25 protein-coding genes are annotated in these 21,576 nt (G+C 65.0%); 4 read left to right on the top strand and 21 right to left on the bottom strand.

Annotated elements, in window-relative coordinates; all coding sequences use genetic code 11:
- Window positions 1–263 precede the first annotated feature (263 nt).
- The gene (locus AC07SZ_RS32695; protein ID WP_056570996.1) at window positions 264–845 is read right to left on the bottom strand and encodes a histidine phosphatase family protein; all 582 of its coding nucleotides are present in this window, start codon (window positions 843–845) and stop codon (window positions 264–266) included.
- Window positions 846–1,064: 219 nt separating this feature from the next.
- Between AC07SZ_RS32695 and AC07SZ_RS32690 the strand changes: the two genes are divergently transcribed.
- Together AC07SZ_RS32690 and AC07SZ_RS32685 are read left to right on the top strand one after the other, a co-directional pair.
- On the top strand, window positions 1,065–2,597 hold the full coding sequence (locus tag AC07SZ_RS32690) for an alkaline phosphatase family protein (RefSeq protein WP_494917550.1): 1,533 nt from the start codon (window positions 1,065–1,067) through the stop codon (window positions 2,595–2,597).
- Between the two features lie 277 nt (window positions 2,598–2,874).
- Window positions 2,875–3,324 carry a universal stress protein gene (locus AC07SZ_RS32685; RefSeq protein WP_172372730.1) on the top strand — a complete coding sequence of 150 codons (450 nt, stop codon included), beginning with the start codon at window positions 2,875–2,877 and terminating at the stop codon, window positions 3,322–3,324.
- A 54-nt stretch (window positions 3,325–3,378) separates the two neighbouring features.
- On the opposite strand, the gene AC07SZ_RS32680 is transcribed toward AC07SZ_RS32685, so the two are convergent.
- From AC07SZ_RS32680 to AC07SZ_RS32650, 7 genes are all read right to left on the bottom strand, one after another.
- Window positions 3,379–4,161 (bottom strand): SDR family NAD(P)-dependent oxidoreductase, encoded by a 783-nt coding sequence (locus AC07SZ_RS32680; protein WP_494917549.1) that lies wholly within the window; start codon window positions 4,159–4,161, stop codon window positions 3,379–3,381.
- A gap of 89 nt (window positions 4,162–4,250) precedes the next feature.
- Window positions 4,251–5,099 (bottom strand): fumarylacetoacetate hydrolase family protein, encoded by an 849-nt coding sequence (locus tag AC07SZ_RS32675; RefSeq protein ID WP_494917548.1) that lies wholly within the window; start codon window positions 5,097–5,099, stop codon window positions 4,251–4,253.
- Between the two features lie 50 nt (window positions 5,100–5,149).
- Entirely contained in the window at window positions 5,150–5,938 is a 789-nt protein-coding gene (gene attM / locus AC07SZ_RS32670; RefSeq protein ID WP_494917547.1) for an AttM family quorum-quenching N-acyl homoserine lactonase, read from the bottom strand.
- A gap of 21 nt (window positions 5,939–5,959) precedes the next feature.
- Entirely contained in the window at window positions 5,960–6,385 is a 426-nt protein-coding gene (locus AC07SZ_RS32665) for a cupin domain-containing protein (protein WP_494917546.1), read from the bottom strand.
- Between the two features lie 28 nt (window positions 6,386–6,413).
- Entirely contained in the window at window positions 6,414–7,397 is a 984-nt protein-coding gene (locus AC07SZ_RS32660; protein ID WP_494917545.1) for an ABC transporter permease, read from the bottom strand.
- Window positions 7,398–7,414: 17 nt separating this feature from the next.
- On the bottom strand, window positions 7,415–8,941 hold the full coding sequence (locus tag AC07SZ_RS32655) for a sugar ABC transporter ATP-binding protein (protein ID WP_494917544.1): 1,527 nt from the start codon (window positions 8,939–8,941) through the stop codon (window positions 7,415–7,417).
- Window positions 8,942–8,965: 24 nt separating this feature from the next.
- Window positions 8,966–10,228 (bottom strand): sugar ABC transporter substrate-binding protein, encoded by a 1,263-nt coding sequence (locus tag AC07SZ_RS32650; protein ID WP_494917543.1) that lies wholly within the window; start codon window positions 10,226–10,228, stop codon window positions 8,966–8,968.
- A gap of 287 nt (window positions 10,229–10,515) precedes the next feature.
- Here AC07SZ_RS32650 and AC07SZ_RS32645 point away from each other — a divergent pair, with 287 nt between their 5' ends.
- Together AC07SZ_RS32645 and AC07SZ_RS32640 are read left to right on the top strand one after the other, a co-directional pair.
- Window positions 10,516–11,280 carry an SDR family NAD(P)-dependent oxidoreductase gene (locus tag AC07SZ_RS32645; protein WP_494917542.1) on the top strand — a complete coding sequence of 255 codons (765 nt, stop codon included), beginning with the start codon at window positions 10,516–10,518 and terminating at the stop codon, window positions 11,278–11,280.
- 176 nt (window positions 11,281–11,456) lie between these two features.
- Window positions 11,457–12,185, top strand: a complete 729-nt coding sequence (locus tag AC07SZ_RS32640) for an IclR family transcriptional regulator (RefSeq protein WP_494917541.1) — start codon at window positions 11,457–11,459, stop codon at window positions 12,183–12,185.
- On the opposite strand, the gene AC07SZ_RS32635 is transcribed toward AC07SZ_RS32640, so the two are convergent.
- The 13 genes from AC07SZ_RS32635 to AC07SZ_RS32575 all read right to left on the bottom strand — a co-directional run bounded on the left by AC07SZ_RS32635 (window position 12,182) and on the right by AC07SZ_RS32575 (window position 21,568).
- Window positions 12,182–12,931 carry a sulfite exporter TauE/SafE family protein gene (locus tag AC07SZ_RS32635; RefSeq protein WP_494917540.1) on the bottom strand — a complete coding sequence of 250 codons (750 nt, stop codon included), beginning with the start codon at window positions 12,929–12,931 and terminating at the stop codon, window positions 12,182–12,184. The genes AC07SZ_RS32640 and AC07SZ_RS32635 overlap by 4 nt on opposite strands.
- Before the next feature lie 21 nt (window positions 12,932–12,952).
- Window positions 12,953–13,153: a hypothetical protein gene (locus AC07SZ_RS32630; RefSeq protein WP_494917539.1), complete on the bottom strand. Its 201-nt coding sequence runs from the start codon at window positions 13,151–13,153 to the stop codon at window positions 12,953–12,955.
- Window positions 13,154–13,178: 25 nt separating this feature from the next.
- Window positions 13,179–13,640 carry a DUF6314 family protein gene (locus AC07SZ_RS32625; protein ID WP_056570985.1) on the bottom strand — a complete coding sequence of 154 codons (462 nt, stop codon included), beginning with the start codon at window positions 13,638–13,640 and terminating at the stop codon, window positions 13,179–13,181.
- Window positions 13,641–13,866: 226 nt separating this feature from the next.
- Window positions 13,867–14,982, bottom strand: a complete 1,116-nt coding sequence (locus AC07SZ_RS32620; RefSeq protein ID WP_056570983.1) for an alkene reductase — start codon at window positions 14,980–14,982, stop codon at window positions 13,867–13,869.
- Between the two features lie 45 nt (window positions 14,983–15,027).
- On the bottom strand, window positions 15,028–15,318 hold the full coding sequence (locus AC07SZ_RS32615; RefSeq protein WP_056570980.1) for an ArsR/SmtB family transcription factor: 291 nt from the start codon (window positions 15,316–15,318) through the stop codon (window positions 15,028–15,030).
- Window positions 15,308–15,478, bottom strand: coding sequence for a hypothetical protein (locus tag AC07SZ_RS32610; RefSeq protein WP_155772433.1), 171 nt, complete (start codon window positions 15,476–15,478; stop codon window positions 15,308–15,310). The genes AC07SZ_RS32615 and AC07SZ_RS32610 overlap by 11 nt, the downstream gene beginning before the upstream one ends.
- Entirely contained in the window at window positions 15,475–16,173 is a 699-nt protein-coding gene (locus AC07SZ_RS32605; RefSeq protein WP_056570978.1) for an RES family NAD+ phosphorylase, read from the bottom strand. Before AC07SZ_RS32605 ends, AC07SZ_RS32610 begins: the two co-directional genes overlap by 4 nt.
- Window positions 16,167–16,577, bottom strand: coding sequence for an antitoxin Xre/MbcA/ParS toxin-binding domain-containing protein (locus tag AC07SZ_RS32600; RefSeq protein WP_494917538.1), 411 nt, complete (start codon window positions 16,575–16,577; stop codon window positions 16,167–16,169). Before AC07SZ_RS32600 ends, AC07SZ_RS32605 begins: the two co-directional genes overlap by 7 nt.
- A gap of 379 nt (window positions 16,578–16,956) precedes the next feature.
- Complete coding sequence (locus AC07SZ_RS32595) at window positions 16,957–18,390, bottom strand: aldehyde dehydrogenase family protein (RefSeq protein WP_494917537.1); 1,434 nt, start codon at window positions 18,388–18,390, stop codon at window positions 16,957–16,959.
- Between the two features lie 183 nt (window positions 18,391–18,573).
- Complete coding sequence (locus tag AC07SZ_RS32590; RefSeq protein ID WP_494917536.1) at window positions 18,574–18,960, bottom strand: ACT domain-containing protein; 387 nt, start codon at window positions 18,958–18,960, stop codon at window positions 18,574–18,576.
- Window positions 18,961–18,982: 22 nt separating this feature from the next.
- Window positions 18,983–19,450, bottom strand: a complete 468-nt coding sequence (locus AC07SZ_RS32585) for a GNAT family N-acetyltransferase (RefSeq protein WP_162258923.1) — start codon at window positions 19,448–19,450, stop codon at window positions 18,983–18,985.
- A gap of 363 nt (window positions 19,451–19,813) precedes the next feature.
- Window positions 19,814–20,554 carry an SDR family oxidoreductase gene (locus AC07SZ_RS32580; RefSeq protein ID WP_056570968.1) on the bottom strand — a complete coding sequence of 247 codons (741 nt, stop codon included), beginning with the start codon at window positions 20,552–20,554 and terminating at the stop codon, window positions 19,814–19,816.
- Between the two features lie 24 nt (window positions 20,555–20,578).
- A complete protein-coding gene (locus AC07SZ_RS32575) occupies window positions 20,579–21,568 on the bottom strand; it encodes an aldo/keto reductase (RefSeq protein ID WP_494917535.1) in 990 nt (329 codons plus the stop codon).
- Window positions 21,569–21,576 lie beyond the last annotated feature (8 nt).

The following is a 21,576-nucleotide window of genomic DNA, read 5'->3' as shown; positions in this document are numbered from 1 at the left end:
GTGGCGCGAGCCAGCGGCCAATCAACTCTCCAAGCGATGGCGGACAAAGACGGCAGGGACCATGATGACGTCGGGTGTTACCCGGTCCTAAGGGCGGTCGCCTGCCGCCGGGACTGCTGGCTGTGATGGGCCGCAGTCCCGGCCGCCAGACTACGCGATCCTTCTCAAACAATCCTAGGGCGAAGCAGGAGCGCAGCTCCGTCGCGGAGACCCTGGGATGACGAACGCGAGGAGGCGTCCGCGCCGAGCCTGCGCCGCTGCCGCTACTTCAAGTTCCACTTGCGCACGACAGGCTCGCTGAGGTCATGCTCGTAACCGAGCACGCTGATGCTGGCCGTATCGAGCACGAACAGCGCGCCGCCTTCTGGCGGCAGGCCGAGCCAGCGGGCGGCAAGCACGCGCAGGAAATGCGCGCTGGAAAAGATCAGGATCGAGCCGCCGGCGTCGCGAAGCCGCCTGATGATCCTGTCGGCGCGGACGCCGACATCGGCCGCCGTCTCGCCTTGCGGGCAGCCGTCGCGAAAGACGGTCCAGCCCGGCCGCTCGGCCAGGATGTCCTTGGTGGTGCGTCCTTCATAGGCGCCGTAGTCCCACTCCTGCAGGTCATCCATCTTGACGCTCCGCGCGCCGAAGCCGGCCAGCACGCTGGTGTTGTAGGCGCGCTGCGACGGGCTCGACCACACCGCCGAGAACGAAAGGCCCTTGAGCCGCTCCGCCACGCCCCGCGCGGCCGCCTCGCCGGCCGGCGTCAGCGGCATGTCGGTGCGGCCGGTATGCTGCCCCGAAAGGCTCCACGCCGTCTCGCCATGCCGGACCAGATGGATTTGCGGAAACGCGCTGCTCATACGCTCGGCCTTTCGTGGATGTCGGGCCAAGCTGTAGCGGTCCGTACGGCACAGCGAAAGACCCGGCGGCAATGGCGGCGCTGGCCGGGGCAATCTTTGCGCTGCATCACCGCTGGCTTACAAATCCGTAAGGTCCTCGCCAGCGCGTTTTCATGAACCTGTCATATCAACGCGCCTATCCTTGATCCATCGCGAGGCTGCGAGACGAGGGACACTTCAATGAAAATGCTATCTCTGGCGCTGGCGGCGGGCACGCTGACGGCGGCGTTCGCTGGCGCGCTGTCTGATTCCAGCGCCGTCGCCGCACCCTACAAGCACGTACTGCTCATCAGTATCGACGGGCTCCATGCGCTCGATCTGGCAAACTATGTCGCCGCGAATCCGACAAGCTCGTTCGCCACGCTCGCCCATACGGGGATTTTCTATCCCAACGCGCTGACCAGCGCCCCGTCCGACTCGTTCCCCGGTTTTGTCGCACAGGTGACCGGCGGCACGCCCAAATCGACGGGCGTGTTCTACGACGACAGCTACGACCGCACCTATTTCGCCCCGGCTTCGGATTGCAAGGGCGAGCCGGGTGCCGAAGTGGCCTTCGCCGAGAATATCGACGTCGATCCGACGCGCCTTGATGGTGGCGGCAGGCCGGGCGATTTCCGCAGCCAGATCGACCCGGCAAAGTTGCCGATGACGCTGGTCAAAGGCAAGTGCTCGGTGGTCTATCCGCATGATTTCGTGCGGGTCAACAACGTCTTCGAGATCGTGAAAGCCCATGGTGGCCGCACAGCCTGGTCCGACAAGCACCCGGCCTACGAATGGCTGAACGGACCTTCGGGCAAAGGCGTCGACGACCTCTACGCGTTGGAACAGGACAGCCTGATCCCCGGTACGAAGGTCAAGACGACGGGCAGCTTCAAGGCCGAACGTGACTTTGACGAAGCGCGGGTCCAGGCGGTGATCAACGAAATCAAGGGCCTCGACAGCACCGGCGCGCATCACGTTGCGGTTCCCGCGCTTTTCGGCATGAATTTCCAGGCGGTAAGCGTGGGGCAGAAGCTTCCCAAGGCCGGTCCCGGCGACCAGGCCGGTCTGGTCGGCGGCTATGTCGATGCCAGCGGCGCGCCGGGCAGTGGTCTTGCGGGGCAGCTCGCCTATGTCGACGGCGCCCTCGGCGAACTGATGGCCGCGCTCAAGGGCAATCATCTCGCCGACTCGACCCTGATCATACTGGCCTCGAAGCATGGCCAGTCGCCAATCGACCCGGCGACGTTCCAGCCACTGGACGATGATCCATACACGAAGACACCGGGCTATGCCTTCCACATCGCCGACGACGCCGCGCTGATCTGGCTCAAGCCGCAAGACAGGGTGAAGAACCTGGCGGCGGCGCAGGATTATCTCGAGAAATCGAGCAAGGCTGAAGGCATCGCCCAGATCCAGCCGCCGAATGCGCTGGCTCTCGCCTATCAGGATCCAGCCACCGACAGCCGTACGCCGGACTTCATAGCCACGGTCAATCCGGGTGTGGTTTACACATCTGGTTCGAAGATTGCCGAGCATGGCGGCGCCAATGCGAACGATCGCAACGTGGCGCTCCTCATCAGCGGTCCTTCGCTCAAGCCGAGGTCGGTGCCAGCCCTGGTGCAGACGACGCAGGTGGCGCCCACCATCCTGCGGGCCCTTGGCTATGACCCGAACGAGCTCCAGGCCGTGAAGCTCGAAGGCACCCAGGGACTGCCGGCGACGCCGTTCTAGGCCTGGAGCGGGATCATGCGGTTTCACATTGGCCGCCGGGCCTGCCCGGCGGCCAATTGTTTGCGACCCGGCATTGTTTGCGCAAAGGCGACCGCATCGCCAATGGCAGGCTGCATCGGACCGGCCTGACGCTGGTTTCAGGCCCTCCTCGCCTGGCCCTGATCCACATGAAGCTGGCCCTGTGAGGAGGCCCGCCGCGCAACTATATTAGGCCAAGCCGTTCCAAGGCTCCCGCCACCCCAAGGGCATCGGCCCTTGCACAACAGGTCAGATCACCATGTACAAACATCTGCTCATCGCCACCGACGGATCGGAACTGGCGGACAAGGGCGTCGCCCATGGCCTCACATTGGCCAAGGGCATCGGCGCCACAGTCACCTTCGTCACCGTCTCGGAACAATTCCCGATCTTCGCCTGGGGCGGAGCCATGGCCGGCTATGCCGCCGGCGATGAACTGGCCGTCTACCAGGAAGAATCGCGCAAATACGGCAAGGAGGTTCTGGCCAAGTGCAAGGCTTCGGCCGATGCGGCCGGCGTCTCCGCCGAGGTGGTCCATGTCGAGGACAAAAGGCCCGCCGAGGCGATCCTGGACCTGTCGCAGGCGCTGGGCTGCGACCTGATCGTGATGGCCTCGCATGGCCGCCGCGGACTGGGCAAGCTGCTTCTGGGCAGCCAAACGGCGGAAGTGCTGTCCTACACCGCAATCCCGGTGCTGGTCGTTCGATAGAGCGCGGGTCGTTCGATCGATCGCCGGCTGGGATATGAACCGGCGCGCCGCGCTTCAGCTTTCGTAGAGCCCGCTTTCCACCGCGACGCGCCTGTAGGCGGCTCCCGAGGTGAAACCGCCGTCGATGAGGAAATCCTCGCCGGTGATGAAGCTGGACTCCTCGCTGGCCAGGAACAGCACCAGCCTTGCCACCTCTTCAGGCGTGCCGCTGCGCTTCATCGGCGTCAGGTCGATCATCGGCTTCAGATGCGGCGCGTCGGCGTTGAGCCCGGTGACGATGAGGCCCGGGCAGACGCTGTTCACGCGGATGCCCCAGCCGACATATTCCATCGCCGCCGTGCGGGTCAGGCCGCGCACGCCCCATTTGCTCGCCGTATAGGCCGGGTCGTAATGGCCCGAGAAGGCGCTGTTCGACGAGATGTTGACGATGCTGCCGCCGCCGTTTTCGCGCATCAACGGTGCCGCCGCCTGGATGCCGAGGAACGTGCCGGTGAGATTGATGCCGATCAGCCGTTCCCAAGCCTCCAGCGGCGTGTCGTTGAGCGACTTGCGGTTGATGATCCCGGCATTGTTGATCAGAATGTCGAGCCGGCTCTTCCAGCCGCGCACCGCCGCGATGGCATCGGCCCAGGCCTCCTTGCTGGACACGTCGAGCACCAGGAAGCGCGCCTCGTGGCCATCGGCCTTGAGCGCTTGCACGAGCGCTTCGCCTTCCGCTTGCAGCACGTCACAGACCAGCACGGCGGCGCCGGCTTGCGCCAGCAGCCGCGCCTCCGCTTCCCCTTGCCCACGGCTGGCGCCGGTGACGATGGCGACGCGACCTTCAAGACTTCTCATCTGCGTTTTCCTGGTGTCGGGCGAGGCAGTTCCCGGAAAGGTGTGAGGCGGTTTTCCCACGGGAATTGCGTCAAGAGGGATGGCGCGGGTCAGGCCCGCGCCGCGATGGTGCGCTGCGTCTGGATACCCAGCCCGGCGACGCCGAGCCGCATGGTCTGGCCGACCTTCAGGAACAGCGGCGGCTTCTGGCCGAGCCCGACGCCGGGCGGCGTACCGGTGGCGATGATGTCGCCGGGTTCCAGTGTCATGAACTGGCTGATATAGCTGACGAGGTGGGCGACGCCGAAGATCATGGTTTTGGTCGAGCCGTTCTGCCGGCTCACGCCGTCCACCTCCAGCCACAAATCGATCGCCTGCGGATCGGCGATCTCGTCGCGCGTTACCAGCCATGGGCCGATCGGACCGAACGTGTCGTGGCTCTTGCCCTTGGTCCACTGGCCGCCGCGTTCCGACTGGAAGGCGCGCTCGGACACGTCGTTGACCACGCAATAGCCGGCGACATGGCCGAGCGCCTCGGCCTCATCGACATATTTTGCCCGCTTGCCGATGACGACGCCGAGTTCGACTTCCCAGTCGGTTTTCCGCGAGCCCCTCGGAATCTCGATGTCGTCGTTGGGGCCGCACAGCGCCGTCGTCGCCTTCATGAACAGGATCGGCTCGGCCGGCGGTTCCTTGCCGGTCTCCCTGGCGTGATCGGCATAGTTCAGCCCGACGCAGATCATCTTGCCGACCTTGCCGACGCAGGCGCCGATGCGGGGATTACCCTCCACCAGAGGCAGCGCCGCCGGGTCGATCGCGCCGAGCCGTGCCAGCGCATCGTCGCCCAGCGCATCGCCGGCAATGTCGTCGATCACGCCGGAAAGGTCGCGCAACCGGCCCTGCCCGTCGAGCAGCGCCGGTTTTTCCTGGCCGGCCGGGCCAAAACGCAGAAGCTTCATGTCATGTCCTCGATATCGGACGGGCCCTTCGGCCCGCCGCGCAAAGCCTGTCAGTAGAAGTCGGGCGCCTTCTTCAGCGTCGCCCATTGCGGCCCGTCATGACCGGCCACCACCAGCGCACCGGTCTTGGCCTGCACGGCGCGCAGCTTCTTCACCGAGCGCACGGAATCGATGGTCGAATGCAGCGCGCCCGGCAGCGCGCGCTCTTCCCAATGGTCGAGCGTGTCGGCGGCATCGACAGCCAGCAGCACCGACTGGCCATTGGAGGTTCGCACCAGGATCGACTGGTGCCCGATCGTGTGGCCGGGCGAGCGGATCAGGATGATCGAGCCGTCGCCATAGAGGTCGTAGAAATCGCCCCAGGCATCCTCGAGGATCAGCCACTTCAGGTCGGGCCTGTCGAAATCCTTGCGCACATAGGCAAGCACCGCGAACCAGTCCGGCGTGAAGGCATATTCATACTCGATGCGCTGCACGACATGGGTGGCGTTCGGGAAGCGGCCGACGGCGCCGACATGGTCGAGATGCAGGTGCGAAAGCACGACATGCTTGACGCTGTCGACCGAGAAACCGAGCTTCTCGATCTGCGCCACGCAGCCCTGCTCGGGGGTTAGCACGGGAGTGAAGAACTCCGCCACCTTGCCCCAATGTCCCTTGGCGTCGGTGGCGCATTCCACCGGCGTACCGCCGTCGATGATCACGTTCCCCCTTGGATGGGTGATGAAATAGAACGGCACCGGGATTTCGAGATCGGCGTCCCCGCCCTGGTTCAGATAGACGTCGTGATACTTGCATTTGAGGATGCCGGTATCGAACATGTAGAGACGGATGTCGGTCATCATTTCCTCCCGAGGGGTTTGTCAGGCGCGCCTATAGCCAACCAGGGTGGCGTCGTCGACGTCGGTCAGGTTGACCACGATGTTGTCGGGCGTGCGCGTGGTGAGCCAGACCAGGTCCTCGGTCGTGCTCATATTGACCTCGACATGCGGCATGTGCGGCGGCACGAAGACGAAGTCGCCTTCGTCCATGTCGAGATATTCGGCATAGGCGTCGCCGAAATAGATGCGGCCCTTGCCCTGCAGCACATAGCCGCCGGTCTCGGCTTCGCCGTGATGGTGCGGCACGGAACGGTAGCCCGGCTTGTTCGACACCTTGCCGAACCAGATCTTCGTCGCCGGCGTGTGCTGCGGACTAACACCCGAAATGCGCACCGCGCCGCCTGACTGGCCGGTGCCGGCATGCTCCTGGTCCTTGCGGGTGACGACGGGGACAAGCTTGGCGCTCATGGCTGCTCCTGTATCTTGGTGCGATGGATCACTTGATGAAGGGGTATTTCTTGCGGTCGATGGTCGAGGCCACCGCCAGGATGATGACGAGACCCTTGACGATCTCCTGCGTGAAGCTGCTGACCTCGGTGACATCCATGCCGTTGGACAGGATGGCGATGACCAGCACGCCCAGGATGGTGCGTTGCGGCCCGCCGATGCCGCCCGACAGCGCGGTGCCGCCCATGACGATTGCGGCGATGGAATCGAGCAGCATGTTGGCGCCCGCGGCCGGCGTGCCGGCGCCGACCTGTGCGGTGAGCAGCACGCCCGCCATGCCGCACAGCGCCCCCGACAGCATGAAGGCATAGACCTTGTAGCGGTTGACCGGCACTCCGGAATTGGCGGCCACCATCTCGCCGCCGCCAATGGCGAAGAGATAGCGCCCGAGCACCGTCTTGAAGGCGATGAAGGCAAGGGCCGCCGCGCTGCACAGCGCCACCAGGATGATGGTCGGCAGGCCGGGGATCAGCTCCGAATTGACGAAGTCGGTAAGGCTGAGGTCCATGAACATGATCGACGAGCCGCCGCAGATCATGTTGGCGATGCCCGACAGGATCGACAGCATGCCGAGCGTGACCAGGAACGACGGCACTTTCAGCGAGATCAGCGTCACGCCATTGATCAGCCCGACGACAATGCCGGTGCCGATGCCGGCCGCGATCGCCACCACCGGGCCGGCGGCGTCGATCGTGAGTGCGGCGACAATGCCGGACAACGTCACGATCGAGCCGACCGAGAGGTCGATCGAGCCGATCATGATCACCATGGTTCCGGCCAGCGCCACAAGGAGCAGCACCGAGGACTGGCGGCCGATATTCACCGCATTGTCGAAAGTGGCGAAGTTGGGATTCTGCACGGCAAAGAAGATCACCAGCGCCAGGATGACCAGCACCGGATAGAGCGCGATTGCATTCCTGGCGATCCATTGGCGCCATGCCGGCGGTGCTGCCGCGATTGTGGGTTGGGACACTTTGGCTTCCATCTGGTTCACACCATGTGCGGCACGACGGCCGTCTCCGCCGGCTTGTCATGCGCGGGCGCGTTGATCTCGGCCGAGATCGAACCCGATCTCAGCGTAATGATGCGGTTGGACAGGCCGATGATCTCCGGCAGATTGTCGGAGATCAGCACGATGGCAACGCCCTGTTTGGCCAGTTCGCGCAAAAGGATGTAGATCTCCTCCTTGGCGCCGACATCGAGGCCCCGGCCGGGATCGTCGAGCACGAACACCTTGATGCCGCGCGCCAGCCATTTGGCGAACACCACCTTCTGCGCATTGCCGCCCGACAGATTGCGGATCTGCACGGCACGTCCGGGCGTGCGCACGCGTAGCCTTTCGATCCAGCTGTCGGTGACTTCGGCCTGGCGGCGTCCGGAAAGCACCGGCCATTTGCCGATGCGAAACGAGCGGATCGACGGCAATGTCAGGTTCCACTCGATCGAATGCATGCCAATGACGCCGGCGACATTGCGTTCGGCCGGCACGAAGCCGACATCGGCCGACAGCGCATCGGCCCGGGAGCCTGGCCTCAGCCGCTTGGCCCCAACCGTGATCTCGCCGCTCGCCGGCCGTATGGCGCCGGTGATGGCATTGCCCAGCACCGTCTTGCCGGAGCCGAGCACGCCGGCGATGCCGACGATCTCGCCCGCCTGCACCGACAAAGAGACATTGTGAAGCTGTCCCGACACGTTGAGCGCGCGGACATCCAGCACGATCTCGCCAAGATCCTCACGCTGCTCGGCCTCCTTGTAGTAACCGGCCGAACGCGGACGTCCGACAATCGCCTCATGCAGCATGTCGGGCGTCGCCTCGGCCACCCGCCAGTGGCCATTCACCGCACCGTCCTTCAGCGCCGTGACATGGTCGCAGACGGCGAACACATCCGACAGCCGGTGCGAGACCAGGATGATCGAGGCCTTGTCGCGCCAGCGCCGGATGGAGTTGAACAGGATCTGCGTTTCCTTTTCCGACAGCGCGCTGGTCGGTTCGTCGAGCAGCACGATCGGCTCCACCGGATAGATGCGGCCAAGCGCGAAGGCCTTGGCGATCTCCACCAATTGCCGCTCGCCGAAGGCGAGATCGCCGGTCACCGCCATCGGGTCGATGGCGATGCCGAGATCGGCAAGGACGTCCCGGGCAAGTGCCGACATCGCGGCACTACCCAGGACACCCGCCCGCGCGAAACCTCGCTCGCGCCCAAGCAGCATGTTTTCGTAGACGCGCAGGTTGGCGATCAGCCCCTGCTCCTGGAACACGGTGGCGATGCCCGCGCGCGCGGCGGCCAACGGCGAACCCGGGACAACGATGGCGCCGTTGACCCTGAGTTCGCCGTCCGTCGGGAGGACGGTTCCGTTGATGATCGAGATCAGCGTCGACTTGCCGGCGCCGTTCTCGCCGACCAGCCCCAGCACGCCGTGCCGCGCCAAGGTCAGGTCGACGGCGCGCAGTGCCGCGACCTGGCCATAGTGCTTGCTGACACCGCGCAGCGCGAGTGCCGGAACAGACGTGTTCATGACTGGCTTCAATCCCGGCGTCGATCAGGCCTTGACCGGCCCGGTCTTGTAATGCGCGGCATAGAGCGCATCGACCTTGGAGAACTCGCCCTTGTCCCTGGCGCCGGCATAGGCAGCGTTGAGGCGCTCCTTGCCGTCCGGGAACGGACCCCAATAGGTCTCGGGCTCGATGGCCGTGATCTTGTTCTGCGGATCCCAGGTCTCGGGGTTGAGCGTACGGCTCATCAGCGCCCAGTCGAACGGCTTGGAGCCTTCGCCATAGATCGCCTTCTCGATGCGCCCCGAATTCTCGGCCGTGGCCAAAGCCGAGCCGGTGAACAGCAGCCGCTCGCCCAGCGTCGGCTTCCAGCCATTCAGCGCGTCGAAGGCAAGCACGGCCGTGAAGCCCGCGCCGTAGGGCGGCAGCGAGGTGTGGGTGGCGACCATCTGCTCACCCTTGGCCACTTCGCGCAGGCCTTCCGGCAGGCCGTCGACGCCCGACACCTTGACGTTCTTGAGATTGCGCTCACGCAGCACCGAGAGCACGCCCAGCGCCATGTTGTCGTTCTGTGCGAACACGCCCTTCATGTCGGGATGCGCGGTGACCATGGACAGCATCACCTTGCGCGCCTGCTCGCGGTCCCAGTCGGCATGCAGCCCGCCGACGATCTTGATGCCGGGGAATTCGGCCGCCGCCTGCATCAGGCCCGCCGTGCGGTAGGAATCGGTCGGCGTCGCCAAACCCGCAATGTGGACGATCTTGCCCTCGCCGCCGACGCTCTGGAACAACGCCTTGGCCACCTCATAGGCGCCCTCGACCGAGTTCGGCGTGACAAAGGACACATAGAAATCGCCGATATCGGGCGGCGTGAACCAGGCCGGCGATTCCCAGCTCGGCACGTAGTGGATGGAATTGTCCTGGCAGAATTTCGCCACCGTCGGCAGCGAACCGGCCGGCTCGACGCAGCCGATCAGCATCTTGGCGGAACTCGCCGGCAGGCTGCGCACCTGCGACAGCTGGCGCGCGGTGTCGTTCTGGTGGAACAGCTCCTGCTTTTCGAGGCCGAGCGACTCCGCCGCCGCGCCAAAGGCGCGCGTCCACACCGACCAGTAGTCGTTGGACGGCGTGGACACCTGGTTGGCGATCTTGCCGCGAATGACGGTGGCGGCTTGCGCCATGCGTGTCACCGCCGGCGTCATCGCCAGCGAAATGCCGGCGGCCCCCATCAGCTTCATGAAGGCGCGGCGCCCCACGCCGTCCTCCAGCGCATGCAGGGTCGCAAGCATGTTCAGTTCCTTGTCGCTCATCAGGTTTCCTCCCGGTTGTAAGAATTTCAATTAATTCTCATATTACGATAATTCATAATTTTTTTGATTGTCAAGCGATACCATGGAAAGCCGCTAATGTCCGCCTTCGTGACCAGAGTGGCAGGCCATCAGCGGCACTCACAGGAAATTATATATTTCAGTGAGTTACTTAATTTGACAGAATCAGATTGGCAGCAATTTCCGGGCCTTCACGATGCCGGCATGCCCGCGCTTGACAGCGCATAATTCAAGGAATTATCGTATTATGATAAATTACAGGAGATAAAATGCTCGACGGAAAAGTAGCAATCGTCACCGGTGCGGCGCATCCGGCCGGCATCGGATTCGCGGCGGCGCGGACATTCGCCGCCTCCGGCGCCCATGTCGTGATCGTCGACCTCGATCAGGGCGACTGCGAACAGGCGGCGGCATCCATCTCCGCCGAGGTGCCTGGCAAGGGCCTGCCCCGCGCCATCGGCATGGCGGCCGACGTTCGCGACAAGGCGGCGCTGCGTGATATCGTCGGTCAGGCCAAGGCCCTGTTCGGCCGGCTCGACATCATCGTCAACAATGCCGGCATCGCCCAGGCGCGCAAGCTGCTTGATATATCGGACGAGGATTGGGCGGCGACGCTCGACATCAATCTGCGCGGCATGCTGAACATGGCGCAGGCGGCGATCCCCGCGATGGAGGATGGCGGCGCCATCATCTGCCTGGCTTCGATCGCCGCGCAGCGCGGCGGCGGGCTGCTCGGCGGCCCGCATTACGCGGCCTCGAAAGGCGGCGTTCTGGCGCTGGCCAAGAGCATGGCGCGCGAGCTTGGCCCCCGCAACATCAGGGTCAACTGCGTCAACCCCGGCATCATCATCACCCAGATGAACGCCACCGCATTCGACGAACCGACGCAGCGCCGCTTCATTGAGGGCATTCCGCTCGGCCGCTTCGGCGCGCCGCAGGATGTCGCCGATGTCTGCCTGTTTCTCGCCTCGCCCCTGTCCGGCTACATCACCGGCAGCGCCATCGACATCAATGGCGGCATGCACATCCACTGATGCATGTCCGCCAAAAGTGACCTCGGTCCTGGGACCGCGGCATGCATGAAAACAAGGGCCTGAAGCGCGGCGTATGAATCCGTTTCGACACGACGCGCTTTAGCCCGCATGGTTGACGCTTCGTGGCGGTGCTTTCATACACTGTCACGATTGCCAGACAGGAGTTCGGTCTTCGCATGGACAGCCTTACGCGCATGGTCGCCATTTTCGACCTGTTTGACGGCGACCGCACGGCGTTGACCGTGGAGGAGATCGCCGCCGAGCTGAACTGTTCGGTGCCCACCGCCTATCGCTACCTGAAGACGCTGAGCTCCGCCGGCCTGATCGCGCCCGACATACAGCGCGGCTTTACACTGGGCGCCCGCATCATCCAGCTCGACCGCCAGATCCGCCTCAACGACCCGCTGCTGCACCGCGCCGGCGACGTAATGGACGAGATGGTCACCCGGCTGAAGGGCAACCTCATGGTCTGCGCCTATTACGGCAAGAACGTCGTTTGCATCGCCCAGGCCTGGCCCGACCGCACCGTGCTGACCAGCTACGATCGCGGCAGGCCGATGCCGCTGTTGCGTGGCGCCGCCGGCAAGGCGATCCTGGCGCATTTGCCCGACCACCGGCTGCGCAGCCTGATGCTGGCCAATGCGGCGGAGATCGCCGCCGCCGGCCTCGGCAATGACTGGGCAAGTTTCCGCAAGACGCTGAAGGCCATCCGCCAGCAGGGCTATTCCTTCTCGGCGGGCGAAGTCGACAGCCGCAACGCCGGCATCGCCGCGCCGATCTTCAACTCGGAAAAGCGCATCCTGGGCAGTCTGGTCGTCGTCGTGCCCGTCGGCGACCTCGTGCAGGACAAGGTTCCGGAGATCGCCCGCCAACTCATCGAAGGCGCACAAGCGATTTCCGGCTAGTGCAGCGCCTCCCCCGCGAGGTAGGCGCCCAGCACCAGCAGGCCGATCAGGAACACCGTGCGAAACGTCTCGACGCCCATGGTCCGTCGCAGTGCCTGGCCGATGAACATGCCGGCCAGCGCCGGCGCCAGCGCCAGGACCGATCCCGTCAGTTGCGTCGCCGGCGACGCCAGGGCGCCTGTCCGCAGCAGGCCGATGGCGAGCGCGACCGTCGATATGGTGAAGGACAGGCCGAGCGCCTGGATCAGGTCCTCCTTCTCCAGCCGCAGCGATTGCAGATAGGGCACCGCCGGGATGACGAAGACACCGGTGGCGCCGGTGACCAGCCCTGTCGCCACACCGACCAGCGGTGACATCAAGGCCTCGTGGCGCGCCGCCATGGTGAAGCCAGACTTGAACAGGCCGAGCAAGGCATAGAGCACCAGCGCCGCGCCGAGCCCTGCCGAGGCAGCGCCCGAATGCGCGCCGGTGAGCACCCCTGCCCCGGCGACGGTGCCCAGCATGATGCCGGCCATCATCGTCCACAGCCGCCTGATGAGCCCACCGAAGGAAGGGCCGGTGAACAACTGCCAGAGATTGGTGACCAGCGACGGAATCAGCAGCAGCGCGGCGGCCTCGGCCGGCGGCATCGTCACCGCCAGCAGCCCTATCGCCACGGTCGGCAACCCCATGCCGACGACGCCCTTGACGAAGCCGGCGGCCAGAAAAACGCCGCCGATCCACGCGATGACGCCGGCGCTCAGCACGACCGCACCTTCTCCGCGGGATCAGTCATGCTGCAGCATGTCCGTCGCGTCGGCATCAGAGCTGAGTCTTGGCGCGGCATCGCGGCTGACGGCAACGGCCGATGCCGTGCATTCCCGCAAACCAGGCTGCGCCCGCGCCACGGCAGGCGAGGCCACCGCGACCGCCAGCACGATCGCCGCGCTTTCAAGGATGCCGGGCCGGCCCGAGGTCTTGTCACTCATCGCACATCTCCATGGCGAATGATTCTCAGGCAATGAGAGCGTTCTGCAAGGCATGGACTTTTGCCCTATGCCCTTCGCCCAAGCGGGACGATGAATCGGCCTGTCGGCGAAACCACCCAAGGCTCGCATAGTTCTTGCGCGGCCCCTTGACCCGCCACGCCTCCACCCATTCGTCCCGGCCGCGAAAGAAGAAACGCCCGACATAGAGATCGGCGCCACAGAGATGGCGGACGGTCTGCGCCGGCTCCGGCCCTAGCTCGATGAAGTCGCGGCCGTCGGCATGAAGGATGCGCACCGAGCGCTCGCCCGGCTCGAGCCGGTAGCGCCGGCTTGCCGGCATTTCCTGGGATCCGATGCGCATGGTTCCATACTCGGTGAAGGCATCGGCCGTGACGACGGCGTCACCGGCGAAGCAATGGGTCGCGCCGGTCAGGAAATCGATCATGGTGCGGCGGACTCTCCAGTCGCCGACGAGGTGGTCCGCCATTGCCCCCTTCCTCGTCACAGGGATCAAGCATGCTTCTCCGGTCAAATGCGATAGAGCCCCATGTCGACTTGATCAGGCAAATTCCCTATCGCCGCAAGTCACCGTGGAAAAGAAATCCGGTCAAGTCAGGCCAGTTCAATGCCCGCGCGTCTCGGCCAAATCCGGCCGCGCATCAGCGCGATGGCGGCCGGCTCCCCATCGAGAGCCGGCCGTTCCGATGGGCGGCTCAGGCCGCCGTCGGATAGTCCGTATAGCCCTTGGCATCACCGCCATAGAACGTCGCCTTGTCCGGGGTGTTCAGGTCGGCATTGCGCTTCAGCCGGCTGACGAGGTCGGGATTGGCGATGAACAGCTTGCCGAACGCGACAAGGTCCGCATAGCCGTCGGCGACAGCCTTTTCGGCCAACTCCTTGTCGTAGCCATTGTTCACCAGCCAGGCACCTGTGCCGCCGGCCTTGCGATAGCTGGCCTTGAGTTCTTCGTAGTCGAACGGCTTGTCGCCCTGGCTGAAATCGCGCGCGCCGCCGGTCGCGCCTTCGACGATATGGACATAGGCCAGGCCGCGGCCGCCCAGGCCTGCCACCGCGTGGTTGAAAAGCGGCTGCGGATCGGCATCCGAAGTGTCGTTGGCGGGCGTCACCGGCGACAGCCTGATCCCGGTCCTGCCGGCACCGACAGCGCCCGTCACCGCGTCGACCACCTCGAACAGGAATCGCGTCCGGTTCTCGATGGAGCCGCCATAATCATCGGTGCGATGGTTGGTGCCGGAACGCAGGAACTGGTCGATGAGATAGCCGTTGGCGCCATGGATCTCGACGCCGTCAAAACCCGCCACCTCGATCGCCGCCTTGGCGGCGCGGCGAAAATCATCGACGATGCCGGGGAGTTCGGCCGCATCGAGCGCGCGCGGCTCGGAGGTCTCGACGAACTCACCGCTGCCATCGGGCTTGACCAGGAAAGTCTTGGAGTTCGCCCTGATCGCGGACGGCGCCACCGGCTTGCCGCCGCCGGGCTGCAACGCGGTGTGCGAGATGCGCCCGACATGCCAGAGCTGGACCACGATCTTGCCGCCGGCTTTATGGACGGCGTCGGTGACGCGCTTCCAGCCGGCAAGCTGATCCGCGCCATAGAGACCGGGCACGTCGGCGTAGCCCTGGCCCTGATGGCTGATGGCGGTGGCCTCCGTCACGATCAGCCCGGCCGTGGCGCGCTGGCTGTAATAAGTCACCGACAGGTCGCCGGGCACCGCATTGGGTGAGCGATTGCGCGTCAGCGGCGCCATGACGATGCGGTTCGCCAGCGCCAGGTCGCCGACCCGCAGGGGATCAAAAAGGGTAGCCATGAGAAATGCCTTTCATGCATTCGGGGGAGGAAGCGGGGAGGATCGTCAGAGATCGGACAAGGCGGCCTGAAAGGCGGCGATGGTTTCTTCGTTGCGCTTGTAGAACACCCATTGGCCGACCCGCCGCGTGGTGACGAGGCCGGCCGACGCAAGCGTCGCCAGATGCGCCGACACGGTGGACTGCGCCAGGCCGCAACGTTCGAACTGGCTGGCGCAGACGCCCATTTCGAGCGGATGCTCCTGCGCGGTGAAGTGCTTTTCAGGCTCCTTCAGCCACGCCAGGACATCGCGCCGAACCGGATGCGCCAGCGCCTTCAATATGATGTCATGTTCCATCTTCACCCGCATCGATCTCGATCGATATATAGATCGGGCGGAGGCGATATGGCAGGAAATCCATGCCCTTATTTGCGGCAATCACGGCATATTGATCTCCGGCCAGGGCACGAACCGGAATTGCCGCCGCCAGCGGCGAAACGCGCCGCCATGCAGTCACACGACCGCCAGCACCTTGCCGGTATCGTGCTGGCGCACGAAGTCGACGCGCGCACCGTCCCAGTGGTAGCTGTAATGCCGGCCCTGCACCGGAACAGGGATGACATCAGGCCAGAAGATGCCGATGCATTGCCCCCCAGGCATGCGCACGCTGTTCCACACCAGCCCGTCGCTGCCTTGCGCCCGCAGCGCCTGCCCTTCCGCCTGCGAGGCGGTGTAATCGTCCGGGTCGAGCACGCCGGGCACGGCGTTGACGTCATCGAGGTCGCGGTCGACGCTGCCGATCAGCACGCGAAAGTCAGCCGTCCAGCCCGGATCTTCCTTGGTGGCGCGCATGAAATTCTGGTGATGGTGGATGGTTTCGGCCAGCGCCACATCCTCGCTGTCGCCGGCATAATAGAGGCCGTAGCTGCCATCCGAGAAGCGCCCGGGCCGCAGCGTCGAACAATGCACGAAGGGCGCCATGACGAAGCTGGCGCCGGGGCCGGACACCCGCCTTGCCGCCGCCACCTTGCCGAGGTCGCCGATCTCAAGCCGGATCCGCGGATTGGTCTTCTCCTCGACCGAGGCCAGCGCCTCCCAGTCGCGCGGATCGGCGATGTCCTCGAACAGGTCGATCGGCGGATGGATGGAACGGATGATGCGATAGGTCTGGGGCCAGTGGACGCGGCGCCGGACCGCGAGTCCACTCACCATGCACCACGCTCCGCATCGAGCCATTCGCGCATGGCGGCAAGATCGGAGATTTCGCCGCGCAGCATCAGGTCGAGCGCCGACTGGCCGCCGAAAGTGGCATTGGGCTTGCGGATCCAGGCATAGCCGCGCGCCGGCTCGGTGAAGAGATAGCGCAGGCCCTTGTGGATGCCCATCAGATGCGCCATGCGGGTGCGCAAATCGCGGTCGATCCGCCCGATGCCGCCCTCCTTCCACCGCGCCCAGGTGCGCGCCGACATGCCGCCGAGCAGGATGCAGGCCTCGAGGTCGGTGAGGCCCCACGCCTTGAACAAATTGACCGTGGTGCGCGCAAGCGCCCCCGCCTCCTCATCCGAGATGGCGCTGTCGACCGTGGCCGGCGTCGTGACGATCGATTGAAGCTGCATTTGCTCACCCTGCTATTGGCATACATATAGCATGTATTTGCCAATTGGCAAGAAACGGCTAGCGGAGCTCAAAAGGCGATTGCTCCGGATCAACGATCGCTTTGGCTTGTGATGAAGGCCACCCATCGCCGAAGCTGGCGCCGCCCTCATCGCCCTGCCGGGCACTTCTCCCCGTATAGTGACGGGGAGAAGGGGCTGGCCGCAACGCTGGCGTCCACCTTTGCAACGCTGGTGATTGGCGAAACCGGCTATGACAGCACCCCTCTCCCCGTCACTATACGGGGAGGATGCCGGCAGGCAGGTGAGGGGCAGCGCCGGCCTCGGGCGATTGCCCAAGTCCCACAAAGTCGCGCGCCGCCTGTAGGGGCTCTATCGGTCCTTACTCAGCCGCCTCATACCCCGCGATGCCCTTGATCTCGAGGAAATCCTCAAGGCCATATTCGGCGTATTCGCGGCCGTTGCCGGACTGCTTGTAGCCGCCGAAGGGCAGGCCGGCGTCCCAGGTCGGGTAGTTGATGTAGACATTGCCGGAGCGCATGCGTGCCGCGACGTCGCGCGCCTTCTGGATGTCCTTGGCCTGGATGTAGGAGGCAAGGCCGTAGACGGTGTCGTTGGCCTGCTCGACCGCCTGTTCGACCGTGTCATAGGGCAGGATCGCCAGCACCGGCCCGAAGATCTCCTCGCGCGCGATGCGCATGTCATGGGTGACGTCGGCGAACACGGTCGGCCTGATGTAATAGCCGCGGTTCAGCTCGGCCGGGCGGCCGGGGCCGCCGGCGACCAGCGTCGCACCCTCGTCGATGCCGCTCTGGATCAGGTCCTGGATCTTGTCGAACTGGACCTGGCTGACGACAGGGCCAAGCTTGGTGTTGGCGCCGTCGGCCGGGCCGACCACGAACTTTTCCGCTGCCGCCTTGGCGTGAGCAGCGGCCTCGTCATGGCGATCGCGCGGCACGAACATGCGCGTCGGCGCGTTGCAGGACTGGCCTGAGTTGCCGAAGCAGCCGGCGACTCCCTTGGAGACGGCGGTGGCGAGGTCGACATCCGGGAACAGGATGTTGGCCGACTTGCCGCCAAGCTCCTGATGCACCCGCTTGACCGTGTCGGCGGCGGCCTTGGCCACCAGGATGCCGGCCCGGGTCGAACCGGTGAACGACATCATGTCCACGTCGGGGTGGCTGGACAGCGCCTGGCCGACGCCTGGGCCGTCGCCATTGACGAGGTTGAACACGCCCTTCGGCACGCCGGCCTCGTCGATGATCTCGGCGAAGATGATGGCGTCGAGCGGCGCGATCTCAGACGGCTTCAGCACCATGGTGCAGCCTGCGGCGAGTGCCGGACCGACCTTGCAGGTGATCTGGTTCAGCGGCCAGTTCCACGGGGTGATCAGGCCGACGACGCCGATCGGCTCCTTGACGATCAGCGCGCTGCCCTTGACGTGGCGGAACTGGAACGTCTTCAGCGTCTCGGCCATCTTCTGCAGATGCGCGAGGCCAACGCCGACCTGGCTGTCGAGCGCGAATTGGCGCGGCGCGCCCATTTCGCGCGATACGGCAAGAGCCAGATCGGAGCTGCGCTTCTTGTAGACCTCGATGACGCGGTTGAGGATATCGAGGCGCTCTTCCACCGAGGTGAAACCGAACGTATTGAAGGCGCGCTTGGCGGCGGCCACCGCCTTGTCGACATCGGCCTTGGAGCCGAGCGAGATCTGCGCGAAGGCATCCTCGTTCGAGGGATCGATGACATCGAGCGTGTTGGGCACAACAGGATCGACCCACGCGCCATCGATATAGAACTGCAGATTGTGTGACATGGTTTTCTCCTTGGGGGGGCCGCGGGGCCGTTCCCGCCGTGATATCCAGCTAGAGATAACGATGCACAAACGCCGGTGTCAAACGCAACCCCCGAAGTGGTTGAGCCAGCACGCCAGTGATTGAGCCACAGACGTCGGGCCATGTAGCGGCTCGACGGCTACCTGCATCACGCCAGTATGCGCTCAAATTGCAAGCGTATGTCCCGCCTCGCCCAACAGCCGCCTCGCCGCTTCCTGATCCGCCCCTTTCACCAGCAGATGATCGCCGTCGAAGGTGGATACCAGGAAGATGCCCAGTCCGTTCTCAGACAGCGGCTGGATGACCGACAACACGATGCCGGTTTCGTCGAAAGCAAAGGGCCCCTGCAATTTGAAGGCGACCCAGTCGCGATCGTGCTTGACCGTGCCGGGAACGCGATCCTGCAGGCACGTGACCGAAAGCTCGTCATCGGTCCTGGTGATGCTGACGAAGCCCGGCCCGTCCGCCCAGCCGGGAATCCCGTCGCCCGCCCCGAGCCGTGAAATCGCGTACAGCCCGGGAAGTTGCTTCAATTTGACCCTGGCAGCCACCGTCGTTTCCTCCGCTTGCCCGCTATCGCGCCAGTTTCTTGCTCATATAGACCGTCATGCCGCCCATGAACGGCTCCTCCCGGTCGATCACATAGCCGTGCCATTTGTACAGCGACACATTGGCGGCGAAAGCACCGTTGGTCAGCAGGCGCAGCTCCGGGCGACCGGCTTCGAGCGCCTTCTGTTCAGCCCGCTCCAGCAACAGCCGCCCGATGCCCCTGCCCTGCGCCTGCGGCGCCACGCAGACATTCTCGATCCACAGGTGGTCGTCGGCCAGCACGGTTTCGATCATGCCCACGACGCGGCCGTCCGCGATTGCAAGATCGAACGGATGCTCGGCCACGGCCTTGTCGTAGTCGGCGCGCATCGGCAGCGGCTCGCGGCCGATCACCGGCACCCATTTCGCATAGGCTGCGCGCACGATGTCCCGGATCGCGGCGGCGTCGGCGGTTTCGGCCGGCCGAAACCGGATGGAATTGTTTGTCATCACAAGGCTCCAGGCATGAAAAACCCCGCCGGCGTTGTCGCGGGCGGGGCTGGAAACGAACGAACCGGATCTATCCTGCCGGCCTTCGTCGTCGCGCACTCAGCTTGCCGCTCCGTGCAGGGCGGCGGCGTCGGTTGGTGTTGGTGGGCGCGAGGGTGAACATGGCGCCAAGCTGGAGCAGGAAAGGCATTGCTGTCAAGGTTTGGAAATTTGCAACGCCCCCAACACTTCGTCATCCACGGGCGGAGCAAGGAGCGAAGCGACGCGGCGCAGACCCGAGGATGACGAAGTGTTGGACGTTTGCGCCAATCACCGAAGGCGTGCGGCGCTTCAATGCGAGCGAGCGTCAAACATCCCTGCCGCGCCCTAATACTCCTGCGCCGTCGGCCTGAACAGGATCTCGTTGATGTCGACCTCGTCGGGCTGGCTCATGGCGAACACCACCGTCCTGGCGAACGAATCGGCGGGGATGGCCACCCGGTCATAGAGCGCGCGCACGCCCGCCGCGACATCGGCCTCGGTGACGCTGTCGGGCAGCTCCGTCGCCACGGCACCGGGCGAGATGATGGTGGTGCGGATGTTGTAGGGTTTTACCTCCTGCCGCAGCCCTTCGGAGATGATGCGCACCGCGTGCTTGGTGGCGGCATAGACCGCACCGCCCGGCCCGACCTTGTGGCCTGCCACGGAAGACACGTTGATGATATGGCCGCTCTTCTGCGTCTTCATATGCGGCAAGGCGGCGGCTATGCCGTAGAGCACGCCCTTGATGTTGACATCGATCATGCGGTCCCAGTCCTCGACCTTGCCGCGCTCCAGCGGCGAGTGCGGCATCAGGCCGGCATTGTTGATGATGACGTCGACGCGGCCATGCGTCTTCACCGCCTGGTCGACGAGCCGCCGGACCTGGCCGACATCGGTCACGTCGGTTGCCAGGACGGCATCCTTGCCGAGCGACAACTCGCCAGCCAGTGCCTCGAGCCGGTCGAGGCGGCGCGCGCCCAGCACCAGCTTGGCACCCTCTTTCGCCAGCAGCCGCGCGGCGGCTTCACCCAGCCCGCTGCTGGCGCCGGTGATGACGACGACCTTGCCCTTGATGTTCTCGGTCATGATAATTTTCCTTCCTGTTCCGCCTCAGCGATCGATCCTGGCCGCCTGTTGCGGCGAATAGCGCTCTCCCTGCACCGCAATCGCCGAGACCGCGTTTTCGATGCCGGCAAGATCGTCCGCCGTCAGCGCGACGCCGCACGATCCGATGTTCTCCTCGAGACGATTGAGCTTCGTCGTGCCGGGGATCGGAACGATCCATGGCTTTTGCGCCAGCAGCCAGGCGAGCGCGACCTGTGCCGGGGTCACCTTCTTTTCGCCCGCGATCGCGACGATCGCGTCGACCAGCGCCTGGTTGGCCTTGCGGGCCTCTTCCGCGAAGCGCGGCACGGTGTTGCGGAAGTCGCTGCTGTCGAAGGTCGTGCTGGCGTTGATGGCGCCGGTGAGGAAACCCTTGCCCAGCGGGCTGAACGGCACGAAGCCGATGCCCAGTTCCTCGAGCACCGGCAGGATCGCCTCCTCGGGTTCGCGCCACCAGAGCGAGTATTCGCTTTGCAGGGCCGCGACCGGCTGCACCGCATGGGCGCGCCGGATGGTGCGCGCACCCGCCTCTGAGAGGCCGAAATGCTTCACCTTGCCTTGGCTGATCAGGTCCTTGACCGTGCCCGCCACCTCCTCGATCGGCACGACCGGATCGACGCGGTGCTGATAGAGGAGATCGATGCGGTCTGTCCTCAGCCGCTTGAGCGAGGCCTCGACGACGTCGCGAATATGCCGCGGCCGGCTGTCCATGCCTTCATGTCCGGCAGTGCCGGCGATGTCGATGCCGAATTTGGTGGCGATCACCACCTGGTCGCGGATCGGCCGCAGCGCCTCGCCGACGACCTCCTCGTTGGTGAAAGGTCCATAGACCTCCGCGGTGTCGAAGAAGGTGATGCCGCGCTCGAACGCGGAACGGATCAGGCGGACGGCATCCGGCGTCGCCATCGGTGCCCCGTAGGACTGGCTCATGCCCATGCAGCCGAGCCCGATGGCCGAGACTTCGAGGCCGCTTGTTCCAAGTGTGCGCTTTTGCATTGTCTTGC

This window comes from Mesorhizobium sp. GW821-FHT07A06, from assembly GCF_059419085.1.
The sequence above is the reverse complement of the archived record's forward strand: the minus strand, read 5'-3'. Positions and strand labels throughout refer to the sequence as shown.